The sequence below is a fragment of the Stenotrophomonas sp. ZAC14D2_NAIMI4_6 genome (genome assembly GCF_003086875.1).
Lineage (GTDB): Bacteria > Pseudomonadota > Gammaproteobacteria > Xanthomonadales > Xanthomonadaceae > Stenotrophomonas.
In genome coordinates, this window is sequence record NZ_CP025996.1 from 4,140,877 (window position 1) to 4,160,908 (window position 20,032).

Below are 20,032 nucleotides of genomic sequence, written 5' to 3' on the forward strand. Positions count from 1 at the left end.
GCCCAGCGCCTGCTTCACCGATGCCGCTCGCTGTCGATCTGCGCATGCAGCGCGCGCAGCTGGGCGACGTTGTCTTCGAACAACTGCATGTCCGCATCGACCAGCGCGGGCCAGTCGGGCGCATACCCCAACAGCTGCGCCACCTGCTGCTGGGGTGCGCGATCAAAGCCTTCGCCCAGCACCTGCAGGTAACGCACGCGGAAGCCTTCCGGGTCCTGCTGGTCCAGCGCGTACAACTGCACGGCCAGCAGCCCGGCGTAGAGGTAGTTGACCAGGTAGTTCGGGTCTTCATACATCAAGCGCTTGCCGATCCAGGCGTTGCGCAGTTCCGGGTAGCGCTGCGGCTGTTGGCCATAGCGCGCCAGCACCTGCCCGGTAAGCTGGTCCAGATCATCGGCGGTGCCCAGGGTATTGTTGGCCACGCCCTGGTAGATCGATCGCTCCAGCTGCGCCTCTTCTGCCGACGTGAACACCTGCAGCACCATGTCGTCCAGCAGCGACTTGAGGTAGTACGCCTTGGCACGCGGGTCCTGCGCCTGCTGGTACAGGCGTTCGCGGAAGCGCAGTTCGTTGTAGATCGCAAACGCTTCGGTCAGCCACGCGCTGCCATTGAGCTGCAGCGGCGATGCATGGTTCCGCTGCATCCACTGCCCGTGCAGGCTGTGCCCGGCTTCGTGGACGATCTCCACGTCACTTTCCAGATCACCACTACGCTGGCCCACGAACAACAGCGCGGGTGCATCGGGTGCAAACACCGGGAATGCATCCTGGCTGCGCTGGCCGCGCGCGGTGTCCAGATCCATGCGCTGGCTGGCAGGGTCCAGCAGCGCGCGCAGCTCTTCCACGTAGGCCGGACCCAAGTGCTGCATGGCATCGGCGGCGGTATCGCGCAGCTGTTGCAGGGTCAGCACGGGCGGCACGTAGCCGGCATCGGGCACCGTGGTATCCCAGGGCTGCGGGTTCGACACGCCGTTGTTTTCTGCGTGCCGCAGCAGCTGCTGCTGGTAGGCATCACGCTGCGGGGCATGGCGTTCCACCGCGGCCAGCGTGGTCTGCACGGTGGCAGCGTCCAGCCCCATGTGGCGATAGCCACGCTCGGTAGCCGAGGCGTGGTCCTGAAGCTGCGAGGCGCTGTCGTTCACCTGCACCAGCCCCAGCAGCACCGACGCCATCGGATCGCGCCGCGACTGCAGGCCCTGCCAGTATCCCTTCCAACCTGCCTCGCGCAGCGCGCGGTCGGGCTGCTGGGCCAGCGCCAGCCGATCGGCGCCGGTGTCCCATTGGCGCCCGTCGTGCTGCAGTTGCGGATAGACGGCCGTGCGCATGATCTGTCGGCGCAGCCGCGCGAAGCTGTCCATGGCCGGGCCGGCCAACGCATCCACCGCGTCATCCAGCGCGGCGTTACTGGGCAGCGCGGCCTCCTGCTGCGCACGCTCGCGCAGGAACGGGTAGGCGTTGGCCCAGCCGGCATCGGCCGGCGCCGCATGCAGGGCCGCCCTGCCGGCGCGGGCAATGCTGCCGCACAAGCCCATTACCTGGTCCAACGCCTGCGCCGGGCGACGATCGCGGGCATCGCGGCCGGCCTGCAGGTGCAGGTAGGCATAGTGGCGCAGGCATTGCGCCTGCAGCTGCTCGGCCTGCCGGAAGCGCACGGCGGGATCGCCCCCGGTCGCCGCCTGCAGCGCCGCCGTCTTCTCGGCCAGAACCGAGCGCGCGGTCTGCTCGGCGCCGGCGCTGGCGAAATACGCGCGGTCATCGGCGTGCACGGTCTGCGCGCTGGCGGTTCCAGTGGCAAGCAACAGCGCGGCGACGTGGGCGAAGGTTTGCATCCTGCGGGTGTTCATGGCATGTCCTTGTAGCGTCGAGCTTGCTCGACTGCCTTTCGCATTACGCCAACAGCAGTCGAGCAAGCTCGACTCTACCGGGGCCGCGAGGCCGGCGTTGTTCAGATCGATTCATCAGCCCGGCTCACCAGCGTCCAGCACGGGGTGCGGGCGAAGGTGTAGACCTGCTGGTCGCTGGTATCGGGGGTGCGCATCAGCACCTGCATCTGGCCATCGGCCTGCGCAGTGATGGTCATTTCGCGGCCACGGCCGGCCAGCGTGGCCGGATCCGGCATCACCGGCCATTCCACCTCGGCCAGCGGCAGCTGCTTTTCCACGGTCTTCGGCTCGGGCTCGGCACCGGCATCGACGTAGCTGTCGCGCAGCGGATCGGCGGTGGCTGTTTCCTGCAGCGCAATCTGATTGCCGAAGTGCTTCAGGAAGGTATCGAATTGCTCGTGCGGGCAGGCCGGTGCGGCGGGCGTAGCGGGTGCGGCTGCGGCGGCCTGCGCAGCAGGGGCCGGCGCTTCTGCCGGCTGCGGCTGCGAAGCCTGCGGGGCCTGGGTGCAGGCGGCCAGGGCAAGGCTGAAGACAGGGGCCAGCAGCACAAGGGAACGACGGCAGCGCATGGGATCATCCTGATTCCGGTTCGGTCGCACCATCCTACCCTGCGCCGTACAATCGCGTTTTTCCCGAGCCCGGCCCTGCCATGCGCGCCCTGTTTCTGTTGATTGGCCTGTTGCTGCCCGCGCTGTGGCCGGCCGTTGCGCTGGCCGTGGAAGCGCGGCCCGGCGATCTGCTGTTCGTCAGCGCCGGCCAGACCGGCCTGAGCGCCGCCATTGATGATGCCACCGCGCGCGAAGGCGGCACCCGCTTCGACCACGTGGCCCTGGTGGCCGATGGGCCGGGTGAACTGCAGGTGCTGCACGCCGATGAAAAGGGCTCGCGGCAGCAGACGCTGGCGGAATTCCGCCAGGATGCGCGGGACAAGCAGCGGCAGATCGTGGTGTACCGCCTGCGCGCGGCGCCGCCGCAGGTGCTGGCCGATGCCATCGCCACGGCGCGCACCCTGTTGGGCAAGCCGTACAACACGGCCTATGTGTTGAACGAGGACAGCTACTACTGTTCGGATTTCATTGAGCGCGCGTTCCGCACCCACCATGTGTTCGCGCTGCAGCCGATGAACTTCCGCAATCCGCAGACCGGCAAGATTTCCCAGCACTGGGTGGATCTGTATGCCGGCATGGGCATGGCGGTGCCGCAGGATCTTCCCGGCACCAACCCCAACGACATGGCGGCCACCCCCGCGCTGCAGCGGGTGGGCCTGCTGTAAACACGCCTGTTGTAATCACGCTTGCCATAACAGACGAAGCCCCGCACCAGGCGGGGCTTCATCGTTCACGCGTGGGCTGCACGCGGGTCATTCTTCTTCGTCATGGCCGCCCTGCTGCTGGTTGCGCTGGTTGCGCTGCTGCTGTTCCTGCTGCTGTTGCTGCTGCTGGTCGCGGCCACGCCCCTGCTGCTGATCCTGCTGGTTCTGCTGGCCCTGCTGCTTCTGGTTCGGGTTCTGGTTCTGCTGTGCCATGTCCGATCTCCAAATGCCACGCGCGGAATGCGGTGGACGTGCGCATGGTCTGCAGCCGAAGGTTAACCACGCGTTGCAGCGCGGCTACGGGCGCGTGCACGACGGTGAATGAACACGCGCGGGCCCTTGTGCCGCAAGCGCATGAAGGGTTCATGCGGGTTGCGCATGTGCTTATGCCGGCCCTCGTGCCGCGCCCATTAAGGCGGCCGGGCGCTTGCTGGCTGCGCGGGGCCGCCCGACAATCGATGCCCTTCTCTACACCGAGTGAACGATGGACCGTTCCGCCCCGCTGTTCCGCCGGGTAAACGCACGGGCACGCAACAGCCGCCACGGCGAGCACGGCGGCGAGTACCGCAACGAGCGCCATCGCAAGGGCACGCTGGCCAGCGAGGCCACGCGCGGTTCGATGCATGGCGGGCACCGCCACGGGCGCGACTACACACCGCTGTTCCGCTTCCTGCTGTCCAAGGTGGGCCAGCCCTGGGTGCAGGTGCATTCGGAAGCCTGCGCGCGGCTGGATACGCCCGAACCCATCACCTGGATCGTGGCCACCGACAATGCCCCGCGCCGCGACCAGGTGCGCGTGGGCGAGGCCTCGTACTTCAGCGGGCTGTACGTGGATGAGGCCGGTCTGCTGCAGCGGGTGGCGCCGGCGCTGACGGCGAAGGACATGGTGCCGTCGTGCACCTGCTGCACGCATACCTTCAACGGCGTGCGCTTCGGCGAGGACGACGCCGGCTGACCGCCTACGCCTTTGGTCCGATTTGCAGCCGCCCCCGGCCGCGCCTATCGTCGGGCAGACACTTGGCGGAGACACGCATGGCCCCCGACAGCACAGCACGGCCTTCCTACGACCAGGCCCTGGCCGACTTCGATCTGGCGCAGTGGGAAGCGCGCTTGCAGGGCGATCTGCAGACCGGTGTGAATGCCTGCGTGGAATGCTGCGACCGCCACTGCGGGCGCAATGCCACCGCGCTGCGCTGGGTGGATGCGCAGGGGCACCTGCACACCTACACCTTCGAACACCTGCGCGAAGCCGCTGCGCGCGCCGCGAACGTACTGGCCGATGCTGGCATTGCCCGTGGCGATGTGGTGGCCGGCCTGCTGCCGCGCACGCCCGATCTGCTGGCGGTGATCCTGGGCACCTGGCGGTTGGGCGCAATCTACCAGCCGCTGTTCACCGCGTTCGGGCCCAAGGCCATTGAAACGCGGCTGGCCACCGGGCGCACTGGGCTGGTGGTGACCGACCTGGCCAACCGCAGCAAGCTGGACGGGGTGAGCGGCTGCCCTACCGTAGCCACCATCGCCGGCACCGGGCTGCGCGTGGCCGACGGCGATATCGACTGGCGGGCGCGCACGTACCAGGCACCGGCCGAGCGGGCCCCGGTGATGCTGCGCGGTGACGAACTGATGGCCCTGCTGTCCACGTCGGGCACCACCGGCAGCCCCAAGGGCGTGCCGGTGCCGCTGCGCGCCTTGCTGGCCTTTGCCAGTTACATGGAACTGGCGGTGGATCTGCGCGCCGACGATGTGTTCTGGAACATTGCGGATCCCGGTTGGGCCTATGGTCTGTACTACGGGGTCACCGGCCCGCTGCTGCTGGGCCATGCCACCACCTTCAGCGAAGCCGGCTTCAGCGTGGCCGGGCTGAACCAGATCATCCAGCAGTTGGGAGTAACCAACCTGGCGGGCTCGCCCACCGCCTACCGGCAGATCATCGGTGCCGGCCCTGCGGCCAGCGCCGGCATCAAGGGGCAGCTGCGGGTGGTCAGCAGCGCGGGCGAGCCGCTGAATCCGGAAATCGCCCGCTGGTTCCGCGAACACCTGGGCACCACGGTGCTGGACCACTACGGGCAGACCGAAACCGGCATGGTGGTGAACAACCACCACGCGCTGGCCCACGCGGTGCGGCCCGGGTCGTCCGGCTTTGCCATGCCCGGCTACCGGGTGGCGGTGCTGGATGAGCACGACAACGTACTGCCGCCGCGCACGCCGGGCATCCTGGCGGTGGATGTGCAGCAGTCGCCCATTCTCTGGTTCACCGGCTACTACGGCGCCGAGACGCCCGCGCTGCGCGATGGCTGGTACCGCACGGGCGATTCGGTGGAGTGGGAGGATGATGGTTCGATCAGTTTCATCGGCCGCTCTGATGATCTGATCACCTCGTCGGGCTACCGCATCGGGCCGTTCGACGTGGAGAGCGTGCTGATGGAACACGCCGCGGTGGCCGAGGCCGCGGTGATCGGCGTGCCCGATCCGGAGCGCACCGAAATCGTGAAAGCCTTCGTGATCCTGCGCGATGGCCACACTGGCGATGACGCGCTGGCCACAGAACTGCAGCAGCACGTGCGTTCGCGCCTGTCTGCCCACGCCTACCCGCGCCAGGTGGAGTTCGTGGCGCAGGTACCGAAGACACCCAGTGGCAAGGTGCAGCGCTTCCTGCTGCGCAAGGCAGAGATCGAGAAGCAAGCGGCGGAGTCGTAGAGTCGAGCTTGCTCGACTGCTCTGGCGCAGCCGCGCGGTCGTAGAGTCGAGCTTGCTCGACTGCTCTGGCGCAGCCGCGCGGTCGTAGAGTCGAGCTTGCTCGACTGCTGTGGCTTGGTCGCGCAAAGCAGTCGAGCAAGCTCGACTCTACAAGGGCAGGATCGCAAAGCAGTCGAGCAAGCTCGACTCTACGGGGGGTTGTTGGGGTCAGAGCCCCGCCTGCGGCAGGGATCTGACCCCGGGCTTGCTACGGCATCACCGGCGGCACGTAGGTCAGGGTCATGCCCAGCAGCCACAGCAGGCCCAGCACCAGCGGGATGTGCACCAGCAGCTGGATGAAGGTGAAGCCCACGATATCGCGCGCCTTCAGCCCCAGCACGCCCAGCAGCGGCAGCATCCAGAACGGGTTGATCAGGTTCGGCAGCGCTTCGGCGGCGTTGTAGACCTGCACCGCCCAGCCCAGGTGCGCCTTCAGTTCGTTGGCCGCCTGCATGACATACGGCGCCTCGATGATCCACTTGCCGCCACCGGAGGGCACGAAGAAGCCCAGCACCGCCGAGTACACGCCCATCACCAGGGCGAAGGTATCGGTGCTGGCCACGTGCACGAACAGGCTGGACAGGCGATGCGCCAGCGTCTGCCCATCACCGCCGGCGGCATGGGTGAGGATCATCGCGATGCCGCCGTACAGCGGGAACTGGATCAGCACGCCGGTGGTGCTGGGCACCGCCTTGGCCACCGCGTTGAGGAAGCTGCGCGGCCGCCAGTGCAGCAGCAGGCCCAGCGAAATGAACAGGAAGTTGTAGGTGTTGAGGTTGGCGATGGCGGTGACCACCGGCTTGCTGGCGAATTCGTTGAACAGCCAGCCGAAGGCCAGCAGCGAAAGCAGCACGGTCAGCAGCGGGCTGTACTCCAGCCATTCACCGGGGCGCGTGCGCTGCTGCGGCGGTTCCGGCTCGGCCTGCGCGGCGCCGGGGAAATCTTCGGCGGTACGTGCACTGCCGGCAGCCGGTGCGGTCAGCCAGGCGATCAGCAGCGAAACCAGGATGAGCACCGCCGTCAGCGCGATCGACTGCCACAGGAAGATGGTTTCGGTGAACGGCAGCACGCCGGTGATTTCCACCAGCCCCGGCGGCATGCTGGCCGGGTTGGCCTGCAGCTGCGCCGCCGACGAGCTGAGGCCCATCGCCCACACCGCGCCCAGGCCCAGGTAGGCCGACGCACCTGCGGCGCGGTAATCCATGCGCAGTTCGCTGCGGCGGGCCAGCGCACGCACCAGCAGGCCGCCGAACACCAGCGAGAAGCCCCAGCTGAGCAGCGAGGCCAGCATGCTGACCAGGCCCACGTACACCACCGCACCACGGCCGGTGCGCGGCACCCGGGCCAGGAAATCGATGAAGCGGGCGACGACCGGGGCAGTGGCCACCGCATAGCCGCCGATGACCACGAAGGCCATCTGCATGGTGAAGGGGATCAGGCTCCAGAAGCCATCGCCGAAGGCGCTGGCGGTGGCCTGCGGGGTCGAGCCGAAGCCCAGTGCCGCCAGCGCGACGATGACCACGCCCAGCACCGCGAACACGTACGCATCGGGGAACCACTTTTCCGCCCAGGCGGCCGAGCGCAGCGCTGCGCGCGCCATCCAGCCGTCCTGTACTGCTGCCGTCGAGGCCATCGCCTACCCTCCCAGGTTCGATGGCCCGATTCTGGGCGGTGGGGTGCGGGCTGTCAGCCACCTATTGGTCGTAGAGTCGAGCTTGCTCGACTGCCCTGGGTTGGCCGCGAAGAGCAGTCGAGCAAGCTCGACTCTACCGGGATGCGGGGGGTCTGGTCGTAGAGTCGAGCTTGCTCGACTGCCCTCGATTGACCGCGAAGAGCAGTCGAGCAAGCTCGACTCTACGAAAGCCGGCGCCGTGCGCCATCCGCGCAAACCCACACCGTTAGCGCCGGGCCATGCCCGGCGGGCGGCATCAACGCAGCGCCAGATCGGCGGCGATACCCGCAAACAAGGCCGCGCCCACCCAGTTGTTGTGCAGGAAGGCCTTGAAGCACGGCCCGCGCTCGCGGTTGCGGCAGATCCAGAATTCATACACCACCAGCACCGCGGCCACCGCCACGCCGGCCAGGTAGTACCCGCCCAGGCCGCCGCGCACGCCCACCAGCGCCATCGTGGCCAGGAACAGTGCATACAGCACGCCCTGGATGACCAGGTCCAGTTCGCCGAACAGGATCGCGGTGGAATGCGAGCCCATTTTCAGGTCGTCCTCGCGGTCGACCATGGCGTACCAGGTGTCATAGGCGGTGGACCACAGGATGTTGCCGGCGTACAGCAGCCACGCCAGCGTGGGCACTTCGCCCTGCACCGCGGCGAAGGCCATGGGGATGCCCCAGCCGAAAGACATGCCCAGGTACACCTGCGGCAAATGGGTGTAGCGCTTCAGGTAGGGGTAGCTGGCGGCCAGGAACACGCCGATGAAGCTCAGGCCGATGGTCAGGCCGTTCAGGGTCAGTACCAGCGCGAACGCCACCAGCATCAGCACCGCGAACAGCACCAGCGCCGCGCGGCCGCTGATCGCCCCGGTGGCCAGCGGACGGGCTTTGGTGCGTTCCACGTGCGGGTCGAGCCAGCGGTCGGCGTAGTCGTTGATGACACACCCGGCCGAGCGGGTCAGCCACACGCCGGCGGTGAACACGAACAGGGTCCACAGCGGCGGCAGGCCACCAGCGGCCAGCCACAACGCCCACCAGGTGGGCCACAGCAGCAGCAGCGTGCCGATCGGGCGATCAGCGCGCATCAGGGACCAGTAATGACGCCAGCGCGGCGTCGGCGCCGGATGCGGCGCGGAAAGGGGGGTATCAGCCATCGCACTAGGATACTCCTGTGCCCTGCGGCCGACTTTGCAGCCGGGGGGAGATTTGTGCGGCGAAACTGGATAGAATGCCCCTCCCGCACCGTCTTCATGGCGCTGCGATGCCCGCCCCGGCACTGGCCGACGGTGTGGCGGTTCTACAACGCGCCCGTAGCTCAGCCGGATAGAGTAGTGGCTTCCGAAGCCATTGGTCGGGGGTTCGAATCCCTCCGGGCGCGCCATCTTCGTGTCGGCTACGGCCTGCCAAGCAGCGGGCAGATTCGTCCTCCGCATGTCTCCCGTCTCAGTTCATGCGTCCGGCAGGGCGCAGAATGTGGCTCTGCACTCCTGCTCCCTTCGCATTGAGTAGACTCGCTGCCATGGGTATCGCCTTGCCAGCACAGGAAAGCCTCGGCGTCGGCCTCTATTCCTACGCCGATGCCGCGCGCTTCATTGGCGGCAGCTCGTCGGAGCTGCGCCGGTGGCTGAAGGGCTACCAGGGCCGGAAGCACGGAAATCCTGAGGTCCACCCTCCCCTGTGGAAGTCGCAATGGGCCGATTCAGAGATCGACGGCATTGGCTTCCGCGATCTGATCGAACTGCGCTTCGTCCGCACGTTCGTCGCCTGTGGCGTGCCACTCAACCTGGTGCGGCGAACCATTGTCGAACTGAACGAACGGCTCGGTAAGGAGTATCCCTTCACCAGCACCAGCTTCAAGACCGACGGGCGCCGCATTTTCATGGAACTGGTGGGCGACAGCGGCGATGCCGCACTGGTGGATGTGGTGAAGCGCCAGGACGTGATGCGCAAAGTCATCGCACCGTCACTGCGTGAGGGCATTGAGCTGGGCATCGATGATCGTGCCGAACGATGGTTCCCACTGAAGGGCTCCCGCGCGGTGGTGTTTGATCCCCAGCGCAGTTTTGGTCAGCCCATCCTTTCCGAATCGGGCGTTCCCACCGTCGCCATTGTCGAGGCAATGCAGGCCGAAGGTGGCGACGAGCGTCGCGTGGCACGACTGTATGACCTGCCTCTGGCTGCAGTGAAGAAAGCACTGCAGTTCGAGAATCGAGCCGCGCCTTGAAGGCGCAGATCGATGAGAATCTTCCGCCCGCGCTGGCCCGGGCCATCGACGCCATTGCAGGTGCGGACGAGCACGAAGTCTTCCACGTAAGGCAGTTCGTGAAACCTGGCACGACCGACCTGGAGCTGTTCGACGCGGCCACCCAGCGCGGCATCCGCGTACACGTCACCCAGGATCATCACCATCGCAAGCCTGCAGAACGCGAGGCCATCGCACGCCTCGGTCTGACCGTGTTCGTGCTGGCCAAGGGATGGAGCACGTTCAACCACTACGAGCGCGCAGCGCGGCTTCTGGAGTGGTGGCCGAAGATGATGCAGCAGGCCGAACTCGTGCAACCCGGCGCGATGTTCCGCGTACCGCACGCCAGGGCCTCCGGGGGGCGCCTGACGCAGATCAAGGTGTCGCGGTAACCGCCTGCAGCGTCACCCCGCGTCATCGCTGAAACCATGCTGCGCACGCAGCGCCGGGTCGGTCTCGATCATGAACATATGGAACAGGTGTTTGTGGTCCCGCGACCAACTTCCCTGCAACGGCCGCCACGATGCCGCATCCACGCGCGGCAGTTTCCGTTCCAGGTAGTAGATGCGGCTGTCGTCGCGGGAGAATCCATCGTTCAGCAGCCGCCAGCGTGCGCGATCCACGCCGGGCAGCGGCTTCCCGTCGCAGTAGACATGGGTGTCGTCCAGCGCGAACAGCGGGTCAAGCGCTGAAAGCTGCAGCCGGTCACCCCGCAGGCACTGCTTCATGCGCCGGCCGCCGTACCAGGCGCCGTTGTCATCGGCGCCGTAGACACCGCCCAGACTGCGGAAGGTGGCGCAGTCGGCTTCTGCCAGCGCTTTCAGCGATGTTTCGTACTCGAAGTACACATGGCGGTTGTCCAGCCAGTAATCGCCGCACTGGCGGAAACTGTCGCGGTCGATGGCGGGCAGCCGAGTCCAAGCGTGGTAGACGGCGTGCGCGTCACGCGCGATGAAGTAGTGGGCGGGAATGAACTCGAAGGTGGCCGCATCGGCCTTGCGCAGCAAGCGGCCCTGGTGGAAGACCTGGCCTTGGTCGATTCGCCAGTATTCGATGCCGTAGGGGCCTACGAATCGTTGGTCAGGAAGGTCGCTGATCTTCTGCCATGCCATGGGGGTGAGGGGTCCTGCGCCAGGGAGTGGTCAAGTGTAGTGTCAGGGGGCTGGGTACGGGCTCTGCCGCACTCATTGCCAGACAAAGAACTCGCACACCGCTCCGTTCGCGTTGCAGAGGAACAGCCAGCGGGTCGAAACGGACGCGTAGCGCCGGGCCTCGTAGCCTTCGTCCAACAGTTTTCTGGCTGCCCGTCTGTCGCGATCACTCTCGGGCATCGGACCGTCTGCCGCCGACAACCTGGCTGAGAAGGCCCGGTATTCCTTTGGATCAAAACGAAATCGTCCGTAGCCCGATGATGTCTCTACTGCAGTGAACACGTTCAGGTCATGCGCGGACGGTGGCAGCACATCAGGCAACCAGCCTTTCTCAAACAAATTATTGGCTCTGGCTTCTTCAACGCTATCGTAATGCTCAGAGCGGTACGTGCAGCCACAAAGCGTTGCAGCGAGTAATGCAGACAGTCCCGCCGCTCGTACAACAGTGCTGGCCAGCCTACCTTCGCGCCTCACGTACCAACGCCCTGGCTTGTGCGGGAACCAAATACACGGTGGTACCAATAGGTGTCACTGCGCCGAAACCAGGACGAGAACGCTTCCGAATCGAACGCCCTGAGCTGTGCCATCGCAATGCCATACCGTTGGAAGAAGGCAAGGATGTCACACAGCGCGTCAGCGTCGACCCGGCGCCGGTCGACCTTGATGTAGATGATGCGGCCCCGTCCCACCACTTCAACGACGCATGCCATCTGATCCAACCACGCAAAGAAATGCGCCTCGTCGCATGGAGAGAAGAACACCACGCTATCGGCCTGCAGTTCCACCACTGTGTCTTCCATGACCTTCCTCCGTTTCCTGCGGACTGCTGGCTCGGCTGTCTGAACTTCTGCGTGCAGAGTAGCGCAGGCGCCGGCAGCAACACCGGGCATGGCCCGGCGTTGGGTTCAAAGCAGTCGAGCAAGCTCGACTCTACAATTGCTGGCTCGGCTGCCTGAACTTCTGCGTGCAGAGCAGAGCAGTCGAGCATGGCTCGACTCTACAAAAGACCGCGCGGACGCCGGGCGTGGCCCGACGTGGCCGTTGGTGTACCGGTCAGTAGGTGCCGTCGAAGGCGAAGATCGGCTTGCGCTGCTTCCAGGTGCCGGCGGTGAAGTCGGGGAATTCCAGGGTCTGGAAGCCGTTGGCGATGGACTGCTCGCTCAGCGGGGTGATCGCGCTCCAGGTCACTGCGTCATAGATGTCGATCGGCATCGGCGCCTTGGCTTTCAGCGCTTCCACGAAGGCGTGGATGACGAACCAGTCCATGCCACCGTGGCCGGCGCTGGCGGCAGTATCGGCATTCTGCTTCCATAGCGGGTGTTCGTACTGGTCCTGGTACTTCTTGAACTCTTCCCACTGGTGCGGCGGGCTGCGGCCTTCGATGTGGATCGAATGGTTCACATCCATCCACAGGCCCTTGGTGCCCTGCACGCGGAAACCCATCGAATACGGGCGCGGCAGCGAGGTGTCGTGCTGCAGCAGGATGGTTTCGCCGTTCTCGCAGGCCAGCGTGGTAGTCACGATGTCACCCAGCTTGAATTTCACCTTCGTGCTGGGATGGGTGTTGCCACCACTCTTGGCCACGGTGTAGTCGTGCAGGCCGCGGGCCTTGGTCGCGAACGCGTTGATGTGGGTGAAGCGGTTGCCGCGGTTGATGCCGGTATACATGGCGCACGGGCCGATGCCGTGACTGGGGTAGAGCTCGCCATTGCGCTGCACCGAATGTTCGGTGCGCCAGCGTGCTTCGCTCCAGCCCTTGGGGCCGAACTCCACGCCGCTGTCGTAGGGCTGGTTGGGATCGCCGGAATTGAACTTCACCCCGCGCAGGTCGTGCTGGTAGCCGGCCTGCAGGTGCACCAGTTCGCCGAACAGGCCCTGCCGCACCATCTGCAGCGCGGCCATCACGTCGCGGCGGTAGCAGACGTTTTCCAGCAACATGTACGGGGTGCCGGTGCTCAGCTGGGTCTTCAGCACATCCCAGTGGTCCTGCAGGGTGATGCCGGCCACCACTTCGCAGCCCACGGCCACGCCGGCCTGCATGGCGGCAATCGCCATCGGCGCGTGGTATTCCCAGGGCGTGGCGATGATCACGCCATCGATGCCCTTCTGTTCCAGCAGGCGCTTCCACGCGTTGCTGTCGCGGTCCTGGCCGTAGGTCTTCGGCGCGGGCTTGCCGGCCTTGGCCACCATGTCCATGGCGCGGCCCAGCATGATCGGTTCGATGTCGCACAAGGCGACGACCTCCACGTCATCGCGGCGCACCAGCTCTTTCAGCAGCACCAGGCCACGCATGCCGGTGCCGATCAGGGCCAGGCGCACCTTGCGCCCGCGTGCCCAGGCGGGGGTCTGCGGCAGCAGGCTGCTGGCGGCGATGGCGGCACCGGCCGCAATGAATTCCCTACGTTGCATGGCTCTTACTCTCCTCTTGAAGGCGCGCCAGCCGCAGCCGGCGCGCCGGGTCACACGATCGGTTTACTGGAACTTGTAGCCCACGGTGACACTGTAGCCGCGGCCGAAGATGGTGGCGTAATCGCTGGAATCGCCCAGGAAGCTGTTCGGGTCGTAGAACGGCAGGCGGTCGAACAGGTTCTTGACGGTGAAGCTGAGGTTCCAGGCATCGTCCGGGCGCCAGGTCACGCTCAGGTTGGCGGTCCACCACGACGGTGCGCCGTCACACTTGCTCTTTTCCAGGGCCAGGAAGCCGGCGGTGCAGGTCTGCGCATTGTTGTCCACTTCGTCCACCCGGTCGCGTGCCCACTTGGTGCCGCCCACGTAGTTCACGAACATGCTGGTGGTCACCTGCTTGTAGGTCCAGTCGGCATTGAGCGTGGCACGCAGGCGCGGGTTGTTGTAGTAGCCCACCACATCGCCGTAGTACCAGCCGCTCTCTTCATCCATGTAGTAGCGGTTGCGGTTGGCGATGGTCGCGGCCAGGCCGATGTTCAGCCCACCCCATTCGCCCAGCGAGAAGCGGCTGCGCGCATCCACGTCGAAGCCGTCGACCAGGGTCTTGCCGCGGTTCTTGTACTGGCCCACCACGCTGGCCACGTTGCCTACGCTGTAGCCGGGCAGCACGCCAGGGCAGGCCACGCCGCTGGCCGGGTCGGCACACATCGCGGCCAGCTGGGCCACGTTGGCGCGGTCAGCGTCGGTGATCGGCGAGCGGGTGGAAGCGATGATGTCGGTGTCCTTGGTGAAATCCGGCGCGACGATTTCGTTGTCGCGGTAGATGAACCAGTAGTCGGCCGACACCGACAGCCAGCTGGCCGGCTCGTAGACGAAGCCCAGGGTGGCGATCTTCGCCTTTTCCGGCTTCAGGTCCTGGTTGGGCTGGGTCATGCGGGCCACGGTGCGGCTGCAATCCACGTTCAGCAGGCCCTTGCCCAGGTCGACATCGCCGGGGCGCTGCGATTTCAGCAGTAGGTTGGCGATCGCGTTGGTTTCGTCGCAGCGCACATCGTCACGGTAGCCGCCCAGCTGGGCGAACACGCCGCCACTGCCCGATTCGGCCAGGCTGGGTGCGCGGAAGCCGGTGGAATAGGTACCGCGCAGCATCAGCTGGTCGAACGCCTGGTACTTGAAACCGATCTTCGGCGCCACGTTGGCCTTGAAGTTCGGGTACTTGTCCACGCGCAGCGCGGCGTCCAGTTCCAACTTGTCGGTGATCGGCGCCACCGTTTCGGCGAACAGCGCATAGGTATTGCGCGCGCCATCGAACCACGAGCCGCCTTGCTGGGTGATCAGGCCGGCAGCGGCATCCGGGTTGCCGGGGGTGTAGAAGGTTTCGCGGCTGGCGTTGAAGCCGAACGCCGCGCGCATTTCACCGGCCGGCAGCTGCGCCAGCGGGCCTTCGATCTTGCCGTCCAGGGTATGCAGGCGCGTCCACGATTGGATGTCGAAGGTCGGGAAAGCTTCGCGGATGAGTGCCGCGTTGGCCTCGCTGATTTCACCGAACTTGTAGGCAGGGTGGTCGGAAATGATCACCCGGCCGGTGCCCGGGTCCACCGAGTACGGGCCGAAGGCTTTCTCGAAGCCCTTCAGGTTCACGTTGATGGTCTGGTAGGTGACCGAGTGCGTACCGGCGGTGGCGAACGCGGTTTCCCAGTTCCAGTCACCCACGTTGCCACGCGCGCCGGTCAGTACGCGGTAGCTCTGGTCGGTGTTGCGCTGGCCGAAGTAGTTCGGGCCGGCGTCCTGCAGCAGGTAGTTCAGACCCACCACGCCGCCCATCAGCGCCTTCAGTTCCGGGCTGGCGTGGTTGTATTCGTTGTTCGGGCCCAGGTAGGGGTACAGGAACTGGTTCACGGTGGTGCCGGTATCGCGCGAGAACCAGCTGCTGGGGTTGCCGGTGGTGGTGCCGTAGGCGCGCGGGGTGCCACCGTTGGCGCGCAGGTCGATATCGGTATAGGTGGCTTCGGCGAAGATTTCAGTGTTGTCGCCGACCAGGAAGGTGCCGTTGAGGTAGGCGGTGTTGCGCTCGGATTTGGCGCCGGCATCGATCTCGTTGTTCATCCAGGTTTCCCAGACGCAGCTGGGGCCCGCTGCCTGCCCCTGCAGCACGTTCTGGCAGCCCGGTGCAGCTTCCTGCACGCGGCGGCCGGTCACCGGATCGAAGGCGAAATAGGTACCCGGGTTGAACTGACCCGGCTTGCTGCCCACGCCCAGGCGCAGGTTGGTCAGGTAGTTGGGGTTGTTGACGTAGAACTGGTCCGGCCGCTTGTCATAGAAATCGGCCAGCGGAATCGCATCGCGGCGGTACATGTTCACTGCGCCGTACACATTGAAGCGGTTTTCGGTCAGGTCGCCGAAGCCGGCGGTGATGCTGGCCTGGCGTTCGCCATAAGAGTCGATGCGCGAGGAGGTGTCGTTGCTGAAGGTGATCTCCGCGCCCTGGAAATTGCGCTTGGTGATCACGTTGATGACGCCGGCCACCGCGTCGGTGCCGTACACCGCCGAGGCGCCGTCGGTCAGCACTTCCATGCGTTCGATGGCGGCGGCGGGAATGGCGTCGATGTTGACGAACTGGGTCTGGAAGCCCGCCGGCGCGCCGTAGTACGACAGGCGACGGCCGTTCAGCAGTACCAGCGTGCCCTGCGCGCCCAGGCCACGCAGGTTCGCCTGCGATGCGCCATCGGAGCCGGTGAACAGCGAGCGCGAATCCTGCTGCGCCGGGCGAGCGGCGGGCAGGTTGTCCAGCACCTGCAGCAGGGTGCGCGCGCCCATGTTCTGGATGTCCTGCTTGCTGATCACCTGCACCGGCGAGGCGGTCTCCACGTCGGTGCGGCGGATGTTGGAGCCGGTGACTTCGATGCGGGCCAGGTCCGTGGCGGCGTCTTTGCTGTCCTGGGCGGCAGCAGGCAGGGCGATGGACAGCAGCACGCCGGCAATGGCCAGCGACAACGGGGCGAGCGAACGACAGGGCGGACGAGCATGGCGGGCGGGCAACATCGGGGTTCTCTCCTGGCAGGGGTGCGCGGCGGGTGGGCGGCGCGAAAGCGATTGGCGGGCAAAACGCTCCCGGGCCACGGCTCGGAAGCCGTAGTCGGAATGGGCGGGGGAGGAGCGGTGTTACGTGGGGGTCATGGGGCGACGATGCTGGCCGAGTCGCCCTCCTGGCCGATCAGCACGGCGTTGGCCCAGTTCGCACAGACCTGGGTGGGTTGGCTGCCCTGCGCACCCAGCGTGCGCAGGCTCAGGGTGGAAAGACCACGGATATCCAGTTCCGGCTTGACCACGCCGGGCGCCTTCACCAGGCCGCTGTCATACAGCAGGTGGTTGTCACCCCAGACCTGGAACTGCAGGCCACCGGCGCTGCGGCAGGCATCGTCGATGCCCAGGTCGGCGCGCAGCAGCTGCCAGCCACCCTGCAGGCGCAGGTCGATACGGCTGTTGGCAGCCACGCCCAGGCCACGGCGGAACTGCAGGCCGTTCATGCGCATGCCCGCGTCGCCACGGAAGGCGTGGTCGGCGCGCACCTGCTGGGCCAGCGCGGCCGGCACCGGCAGTTCCGAGAGAAAGCGCTGCTGGGCCGGCCGTTCTGGTGTCGGGTGTTCAAGGATATGGAAGGTGGACAGGGCGATTGGGCCCACATCGCGCGGCTGCAATGCATCGAAGGCGCGGGCGCTGCCCTGTGCAGCGGTGACCATCGGATCGGTGCTGCTGGCGCCGTCGCCTTCCGGGTTCTGCACGCTCAGCACGCGGAAGCGCAGCAGGCGGCCGGCGTGGGCGGGGAAGTCGATGCGCTGCACGCCTTCCTTCAGCTGCAGGCGGCCACGGGCAATCGGCTCACCCCACTCGCCGTTGCTGTCGCCCAGGTAGACCTCGTAGTCGCGCACCTGGCCGTGCTTCCAGTTCTTGTCGTTGCGAGGCGCGATATCGATGCCATCGATCATCTTCCGCTCGCCGAAGCCGATCACCCACTCGTGGGCACCGGTGCGCACGGCCTGGTTGCGCACGCTGCGGAACCAGGTACCCGGATCATCATCGAAGGCATTTTCCAGTGCATGGCCGGGTTCTTCGGCCGGACGGTTGACCACCAGCAGGCTGTCGGCCGGCAGTTCGCGGCCCAGCACCGGTGCCGCCGGGAAGGCATCGTCGGCGGGCGCCGCCGCTACGGCGAAGTCCAGCTGCAGCTGCAGCGGCTGGCGGATGTCCTGCGCGGCGGTGCGCACGTGCACGGTGCCACGGCGCTCGTTGGCATCGAAGTACCAGCCTTCGGCTGCACCCTTGAACGCAGCCGCATCGGCCAGCGCGGGCAGCGTGCGGCCCGCAGCCTGCACCGCGCGCGGCGCCTGTCGGCTGAGCACGCGCAGGCCGTAGCGGCGCTGTGCCAGCTGGCCGTTGTACTGGCCCTGCACTGCATCGATCTGCACCTGCACCGGGCCACTGCCCTGCGCCGGCGCCTGCACGCGCACCAGCTGCGTGCTCGATTCACCCTGCTGGTAGCGGCGGGTGGTGCCATCGTCTTCGTACAGCGTGTACTGCGCATCGCCCTGCGGATACAGGTCGAAGGTCACTTCATCGAGCGGCTTCTCGCCGTCGAACAGCATGGACGGGTACATCGGCAGGATCGCGCCGGCACGCACGAACACCGGCAGCGTGGCCAGGTCCACCTGGCGGTCAAGCTGGCGGCCCTCGGCACCGGCCTGCACGCGGCGGCCATCCCAGTAGTCGATCCAGCCGCCGGCCGGCAGGTGGATGTCACGACGCCAGCCACGGCTGGCGGCCTGGCTGCGGTACACCGGCGCCACCAGCAGATCGCGGCCGAGCAGGAACTGGTACTTGTAGGTTTCATCCTGCGCGTGCGGATCGCGCGGGTTGTCCCACATCAGGCCGCGTACCGGCGGTGCGCCGGTCTGCGCAGCCTCGTGCACCAGCCCGTACATGTACGGGGTCAGGCGCATTTTCAGCTTCAGGTAGTCGCGGTTGATGCTGCGGTACGGTTCGTCATACCACCACGGGTGCTTGCGGGCGTTGGACGACCAGCCGCTCATGCCCATCAGCACCGGGGTGAACGCTTTCCACTGCAGGTCGCGGGTGAAGGTTTCGGCGCTGCCACCGAAGATCGCATCGACGTCGCCGCTGGCGTAGGCCATGCCGGACAGCCCCGACCCCACCAGGGTCGGCACGTGCCAGCGGATGTAGTCCCAACTGCTGCTCTGGTCGCCGGTCCAGGCCACCGCATAGCGCTGGATGCCAGCCCAACCCATCACCGTCCACAGGAACGGGCGCGAATCGGAATTGTCGAGGATGCCGTTGAAGGCCTGGCGGTTGGCGTCCATCGCGAACTGGTAGCCCTTGCCGGTCCAGGCCACGTCCAGCTTCTGCACGCGGCTGCCGGCCTTGCCCACTTCCCAGGCGATCTTGTCCACGCCGTTCTCGGTCCACAGACCGGTGCGGAAACCGTAGCCGGCAAGCCCCTTCACCGTTTCCGGCAACTGCTTGTAGCCGCAGCCGTAGCCATCGTTGGGCAGGATCCAGCCGCCGGGCATGTCATGGTCGCGGTACTGCTTCGCTACGCTGTCGATCACATCCGGCGTGGTGCCGGTGGGGCCGTCGCTCCAGCCTTCGGGCACGGTGCCGGGCTTCTTGCTGTTGTCGCCATCGTTGTAGCAATCGGCATCGCCGTAGGACAGCGCCCAGCGCGCCACCAGGTTCGGGCGGCCGGTCAGCTGGGTGTAGCGCTCGATCAGCCGGGGCAGATCGGCGCCGACGAAGTAGTAGGCATCGAAACGGTCTTCGCGATGCAACAGCGTGGCCTGGTCGGCCTGGCGCAGGTCGTAGCTGCCATCGCTCCAGGTGTTGCGCAGCATGCCCCAGCCGCGGCTGCTCAACAGCATCGGCGCCGGGCTGGGGCGGTCGCCCTCTTCCCAGCCACCGGAATAGGACACTTCCAGCTCGCGGCCCTTGAACTGGTAGCGGCCGTTCTGCTGGCCGCCCCCGTAATAGCCTTCATCGGCCTGCGATGACAGCACCTGCACGCTCTGCGTGGCATCCAGGTCCAGCGGCTGCAGTTCCTGCCAGAGCGCGGTGGGCTGGCCGTTGTCCAGCCGTTCCAGGCGCAGGCGCAGCGGTTGGCGCTGCACATGCAGTACCAGTGCATCGGTGCGCACACGGATTTCCTGCGCGTCTTCTTCCAGCTGCGCCTGCACGTTCGCCTTGGGCTGCGGCAGCACGATCGGCGCGGCCTTGTCGCCGGCGCCGGTGAGCGTGCCCTTGCGGCCGGCCTGCACGCGGATGATGTCGGCGGCCGGCAGTTCAATGCGCAGGCGGGTGCCGTTGTCGGTCTGCAGGTCCCACGCGCGCAGGCCCTCGCGGCCGTCGCTGGCGGTGATCGAACGCAGGTTGCCCACGGGTTCGGCGCGGGCCGATGTCGCTGCCAGCATCAAGGCCGGCAGCAGCGCCAGCAGCAGCGGCGAGCGACGAACGCAGTTCTCCACACAGACTCCCAACCCGTTCACCGGGCGTTTCGAAAGCGGTTGGGCCGACTCTAGGGCAGCGATTCGAAAGATGTCAATAAATTGAAAGCAAAAAGGAAGAT

The 20,032-nt window shown here is 66.5% G+C and carries 16 protein-coding genes and 1 tRNA gene; 6 read left to right on the top strand and 11 right to left on the bottom strand.

Annotation, left to right across the window (positions count from 1 at the left end):
- Nucleotides 1-14: 14 nt before the first annotated feature.
- Together C1933_RS18765 and C1933_RS18770 are read right to left on the bottom strand one after the other, a co-directional pair.
- Complete coding sequence (locus C1933_RS18765) at nt 15-1,844, bottom strand: M3 family metallopeptidase (RefSeq protein WP_234414584.1); 1,830 nt, start codon at nt 1,842-1,844, stop codon at nt 15-17.
- 101 nt (nt 1,845-1,945) lie between these two features.
- Nucleotides 1,946-2,452, bottom strand: coding sequence for a hypothetical protein (locus C1933_RS18770; RefSeq protein ID WP_108754471.1), 507 nt, complete (start codon nt 2,450-2,452; stop codon nt 1,946-1,948).
- Nucleotides 2,453-2,532: 80 nt separating this feature from the next.
- Here C1933_RS18770 and C1933_RS18775 point away from each other — a divergent pair, with 80 nt between their 5' ends.
- Nucleotides 2,533-3,156: a YiiX/YebB-like N1pC/P60 family cysteine hydrolase gene (locus C1933_RS18775; RefSeq protein ID WP_108754472.1), complete on the top strand. Its 624-nt coding sequence runs from the start codon at nt 2,533-2,535 to the stop codon at nt 3,154-3,156.
- A gap of 87 nt (nt 3,157-3,243) precedes the next feature.
- Here the strand turns inward: C1933_RS18775 and C1933_RS20285 are convergent, their stop codons facing one another.
- Nucleotides 3,244-3,408 carry a hypothetical protein gene (locus C1933_RS20285; RefSeq protein ID WP_180886923.1) on the bottom strand — a complete coding sequence of 55 codons (165 nt, stop codon included), beginning with the start codon at nt 3,406-3,408 and terminating at the stop codon, nt 3,244-3,246.
- 271 nt (nt 3,409-3,679) lie between these two features.
- Between C1933_RS20285 and C1933_RS18780 the strand changes: the two genes are divergently transcribed.
- Both C1933_RS18780 and C1933_RS18785 read left to right on the top strand, forming a co-directional pair.
- Nucleotides 3,680-4,150: a hypothetical protein gene (locus C1933_RS18780; RefSeq protein ID WP_108754473.1), complete on the top strand. Its 471-nt coding sequence runs from the start codon at nt 3,680-3,682 to the stop codon at nt 4,148-4,150.
- 77 nt (nt 4,151-4,227) lie between these two features.
- A complete protein-coding gene (locus tag C1933_RS18785; protein ID WP_108754474.1) occupies nt 4,228-5,892 on the top strand; it encodes an AMP-binding protein in 1,665 nt (554 codons plus the stop codon).
- A gap of 247 nt (nt 5,893-6,139) precedes the next feature.
- On the opposite strand, the gene C1933_RS18790 is transcribed toward C1933_RS18785, so the two are convergent.
- Nucleotides 6,140-7,564 (bottom strand): TIGR00366 family protein, encoded by a 1,425-nt coding sequence (locus C1933_RS18790; RefSeq protein WP_199911390.1) that lies wholly within the window; start codon nt 7,562-7,564, stop codon nt 6,140-6,142.
- Between the two features lie 295 nt (nt 7,565-7,859).
- Nucleotides 7,860-8,753, bottom strand: coding sequence for a 4-hydroxybenzoate octaprenyltransferase (gene ubiA, locus C1933_RS18795; RefSeq protein ID WP_108754476.1), 894 nt, complete (start codon nt 8,751-8,753; stop codon nt 7,860-7,862).
- Between the two features lie 150 nt (nt 8,754-8,903).
- On the opposite strand from ubiA, the gene C1933_RS18800 reads away from it, so the two are divergent.
- From C1933_RS18800 to C1933_RS18810, 3 genes are all read left to right on the top strand, one after another.
- Nucleotides 8,904-8,980: transfer RNA gene (locus C1933_RS18800), tRNA-Arg, on the top strand.
- Nucleotides 8,981-9,118: 138 nt separating this feature from the next.
- Complete coding sequence (locus C1933_RS18805) at nt 9,119-9,823, top strand: DUF433 domain-containing protein (RefSeq protein ID WP_108754477.1); 705 nt, start codon at nt 9,119-9,121, stop codon at nt 9,821-9,823.
- Nucleotides 9,820-10,233, top strand: a complete 414-nt coding sequence (locus C1933_RS18810; RefSeq protein ID WP_108754478.1) for a DUF5615 family PIN-like protein — start codon at nt 9,820-9,822, stop codon at nt 10,231-10,233. Before C1933_RS18805 ends, C1933_RS18810 begins: the two co-directional genes overlap by 4 nt.
- Nucleotides 10,234-10,245: 12 nt before the next feature.
- Here C1933_RS18810 and C1933_RS18815 read toward each other — a convergent pair whose 3' ends face one another.
- From C1933_RS18815 to C1933_RS18835, 6 genes are all read right to left on the bottom strand, one after another.
- Entirely contained in the window at nt 10,246-10,953 is a 708-nt protein-coding gene (locus tag C1933_RS18815; RefSeq protein ID WP_108754479.1) for a DKNYY domain-containing protein, read from the bottom strand.
- 72 nt (nt 10,954-11,025) lie between these two features.
- Nucleotides 11,026-11,331 carry a hypothetical protein gene (locus tag C1933_RS20175; RefSeq protein ID WP_234414585.1) on the bottom strand — a complete coding sequence of 102 codons (306 nt, stop codon included), beginning with the start codon at nt 11,329-11,331 and terminating at the stop codon, nt 11,026-11,028.
- A 131-nt stretch (nt 11,332-11,462) separates the two neighbouring features.
- On the bottom strand, nt 11,463-11,792 hold the full coding sequence (locus C1933_RS18820; protein WP_108754480.1) for a hypothetical protein: 330 nt from the start codon (nt 11,790-11,792) through the stop codon (nt 11,463-11,465).
- A 253-nt stretch (nt 11,793-12,045) separates the two neighbouring features.
- Nucleotides 12,046-13,401 carry a Gfo/Idh/MocA family oxidoreductase gene (locus C1933_RS18825; RefSeq protein ID WP_108754481.1) on the bottom strand — a complete coding sequence of 452 codons (1,356 nt, stop codon included), beginning with the start codon at nt 13,399-13,401 and terminating at the stop codon, nt 12,046-12,048.
- A 63-nt stretch (nt 13,402-13,464) separates the two neighbouring features.
- The gene (locus tag C1933_RS18830; RefSeq protein ID WP_108754482.1) at nt 13,465-16,440 is read right to left on the bottom strand and encodes a TonB-dependent receptor; all 2,976 of its coding nucleotides are present in this window, start codon (nt 16,438-16,440) and stop codon (nt 13,465-13,467) included.
- Nucleotides 16,441-16,571: 131 nt separating this feature from the next.
- Nucleotides 16,572-19,931: a TIM-barrel domain-containing protein gene (locus C1933_RS18835; RefSeq protein WP_108754483.1), complete on the bottom strand. Its 3,360-nt coding sequence runs from the start codon at nt 19,929-19,931 to the stop codon at nt 16,572-16,574.
- Nucleotides 19,932-20,032: the final 101 nt, after the last annotated feature.

What these genes read in the sequence shown, in the direction of transcription:
- C1933_RS18765 (WP_234414584.1), bottom strand. Translation starts at nt 1,844, where the DNA reads ATGAACACCCGCAGGATGCAAACCTTCGCCCACGTCGCCGCGCTGTTG.
- C1933_RS18770 (WP_108754471.1), bottom strand. Translation starts at nt 2,452, where the DNA reads ATGCGCTGCCGTCGTTCCCTTGTGCTGCTGGCCCCTGTCTTCAGCCTT.
- C1933_RS18775 (WP_108754472.1), top strand. Translation starts at nt 2,533, where the DNA reads ATGCGCGCCCTGTTTCTGTTGATTGGCCTGTTGCTGCCCGCGCTGTGG.
- C1933_RS20285 (WP_180886923.1), bottom strand. Translation starts at nt 3,408, where the DNA reads ATGGCACAGCAGAACCAGAACCCGAACCAGAAGCAGCAGGGCCAGCAG.
- C1933_RS18780 (WP_108754473.1), top strand. Translation starts at nt 3,680, where the DNA reads ATGGACCGTTCCGCCCCGCTGTTCCGCCGGGTAAACGCACGGGCACGC.
- C1933_RS18785 (WP_108754474.1), top strand. Translation starts at nt 4,228, where the DNA reads ATGGCCCCCGACAGCACAGCACGGCCTTCCTACGACCAGGCCCTGGCC.
- C1933_RS18790 (WP_199911390.1), bottom strand. Translation starts at nt 7,564, where the DNA reads ATGGCCTCGACGGCAGCAGTACAGGACGGCTGGATGGCGCGCGCAGCG.
- ubiA (WP_108754476.1), bottom strand. Translation starts at nt 8,753, where the DNA reads ATGGCTGATACCCCCCTTTCCGCGCCGCATCCGGCGCCGACGCCGCGC.
- C1933_RS18805 (WP_108754477.1), top strand. Translation starts at nt 9,119, where the DNA reads ATGGGTATCGCCTTGCCAGCACAGGAAAGCCTCGGCGTCGGCCTCTAT.
- C1933_RS18815 (WP_108754479.1), bottom strand. Translation starts at nt 10,953, where the DNA reads ATGGCATGGCAGAAGATCAGCGACCTTCCTGACCAACGATTCGTAGGC.
- C1933_RS18820 (WP_108754480.1), bottom strand. Translation starts at nt 11,792, where the DNA reads ATGGAAGACACAGTGGTGGAACTGCAGGCCGATAGCGTGGTGTTCTTC.
- C1933_RS18825 (WP_108754481.1), bottom strand. Translation starts at nt 13,401, where the DNA reads ATGCAACGTAGGGAATTCATTGCGGCCGGTGCCGCCATCGCCGCCAGC.
- C1933_RS18830 (WP_108754482.1), bottom strand. Translation starts at nt 16,440, where the DNA reads ATGTTGCCCGCCCGCCATGCTCGTCCGCCCTGTCGTTCGCTCGCCCCG.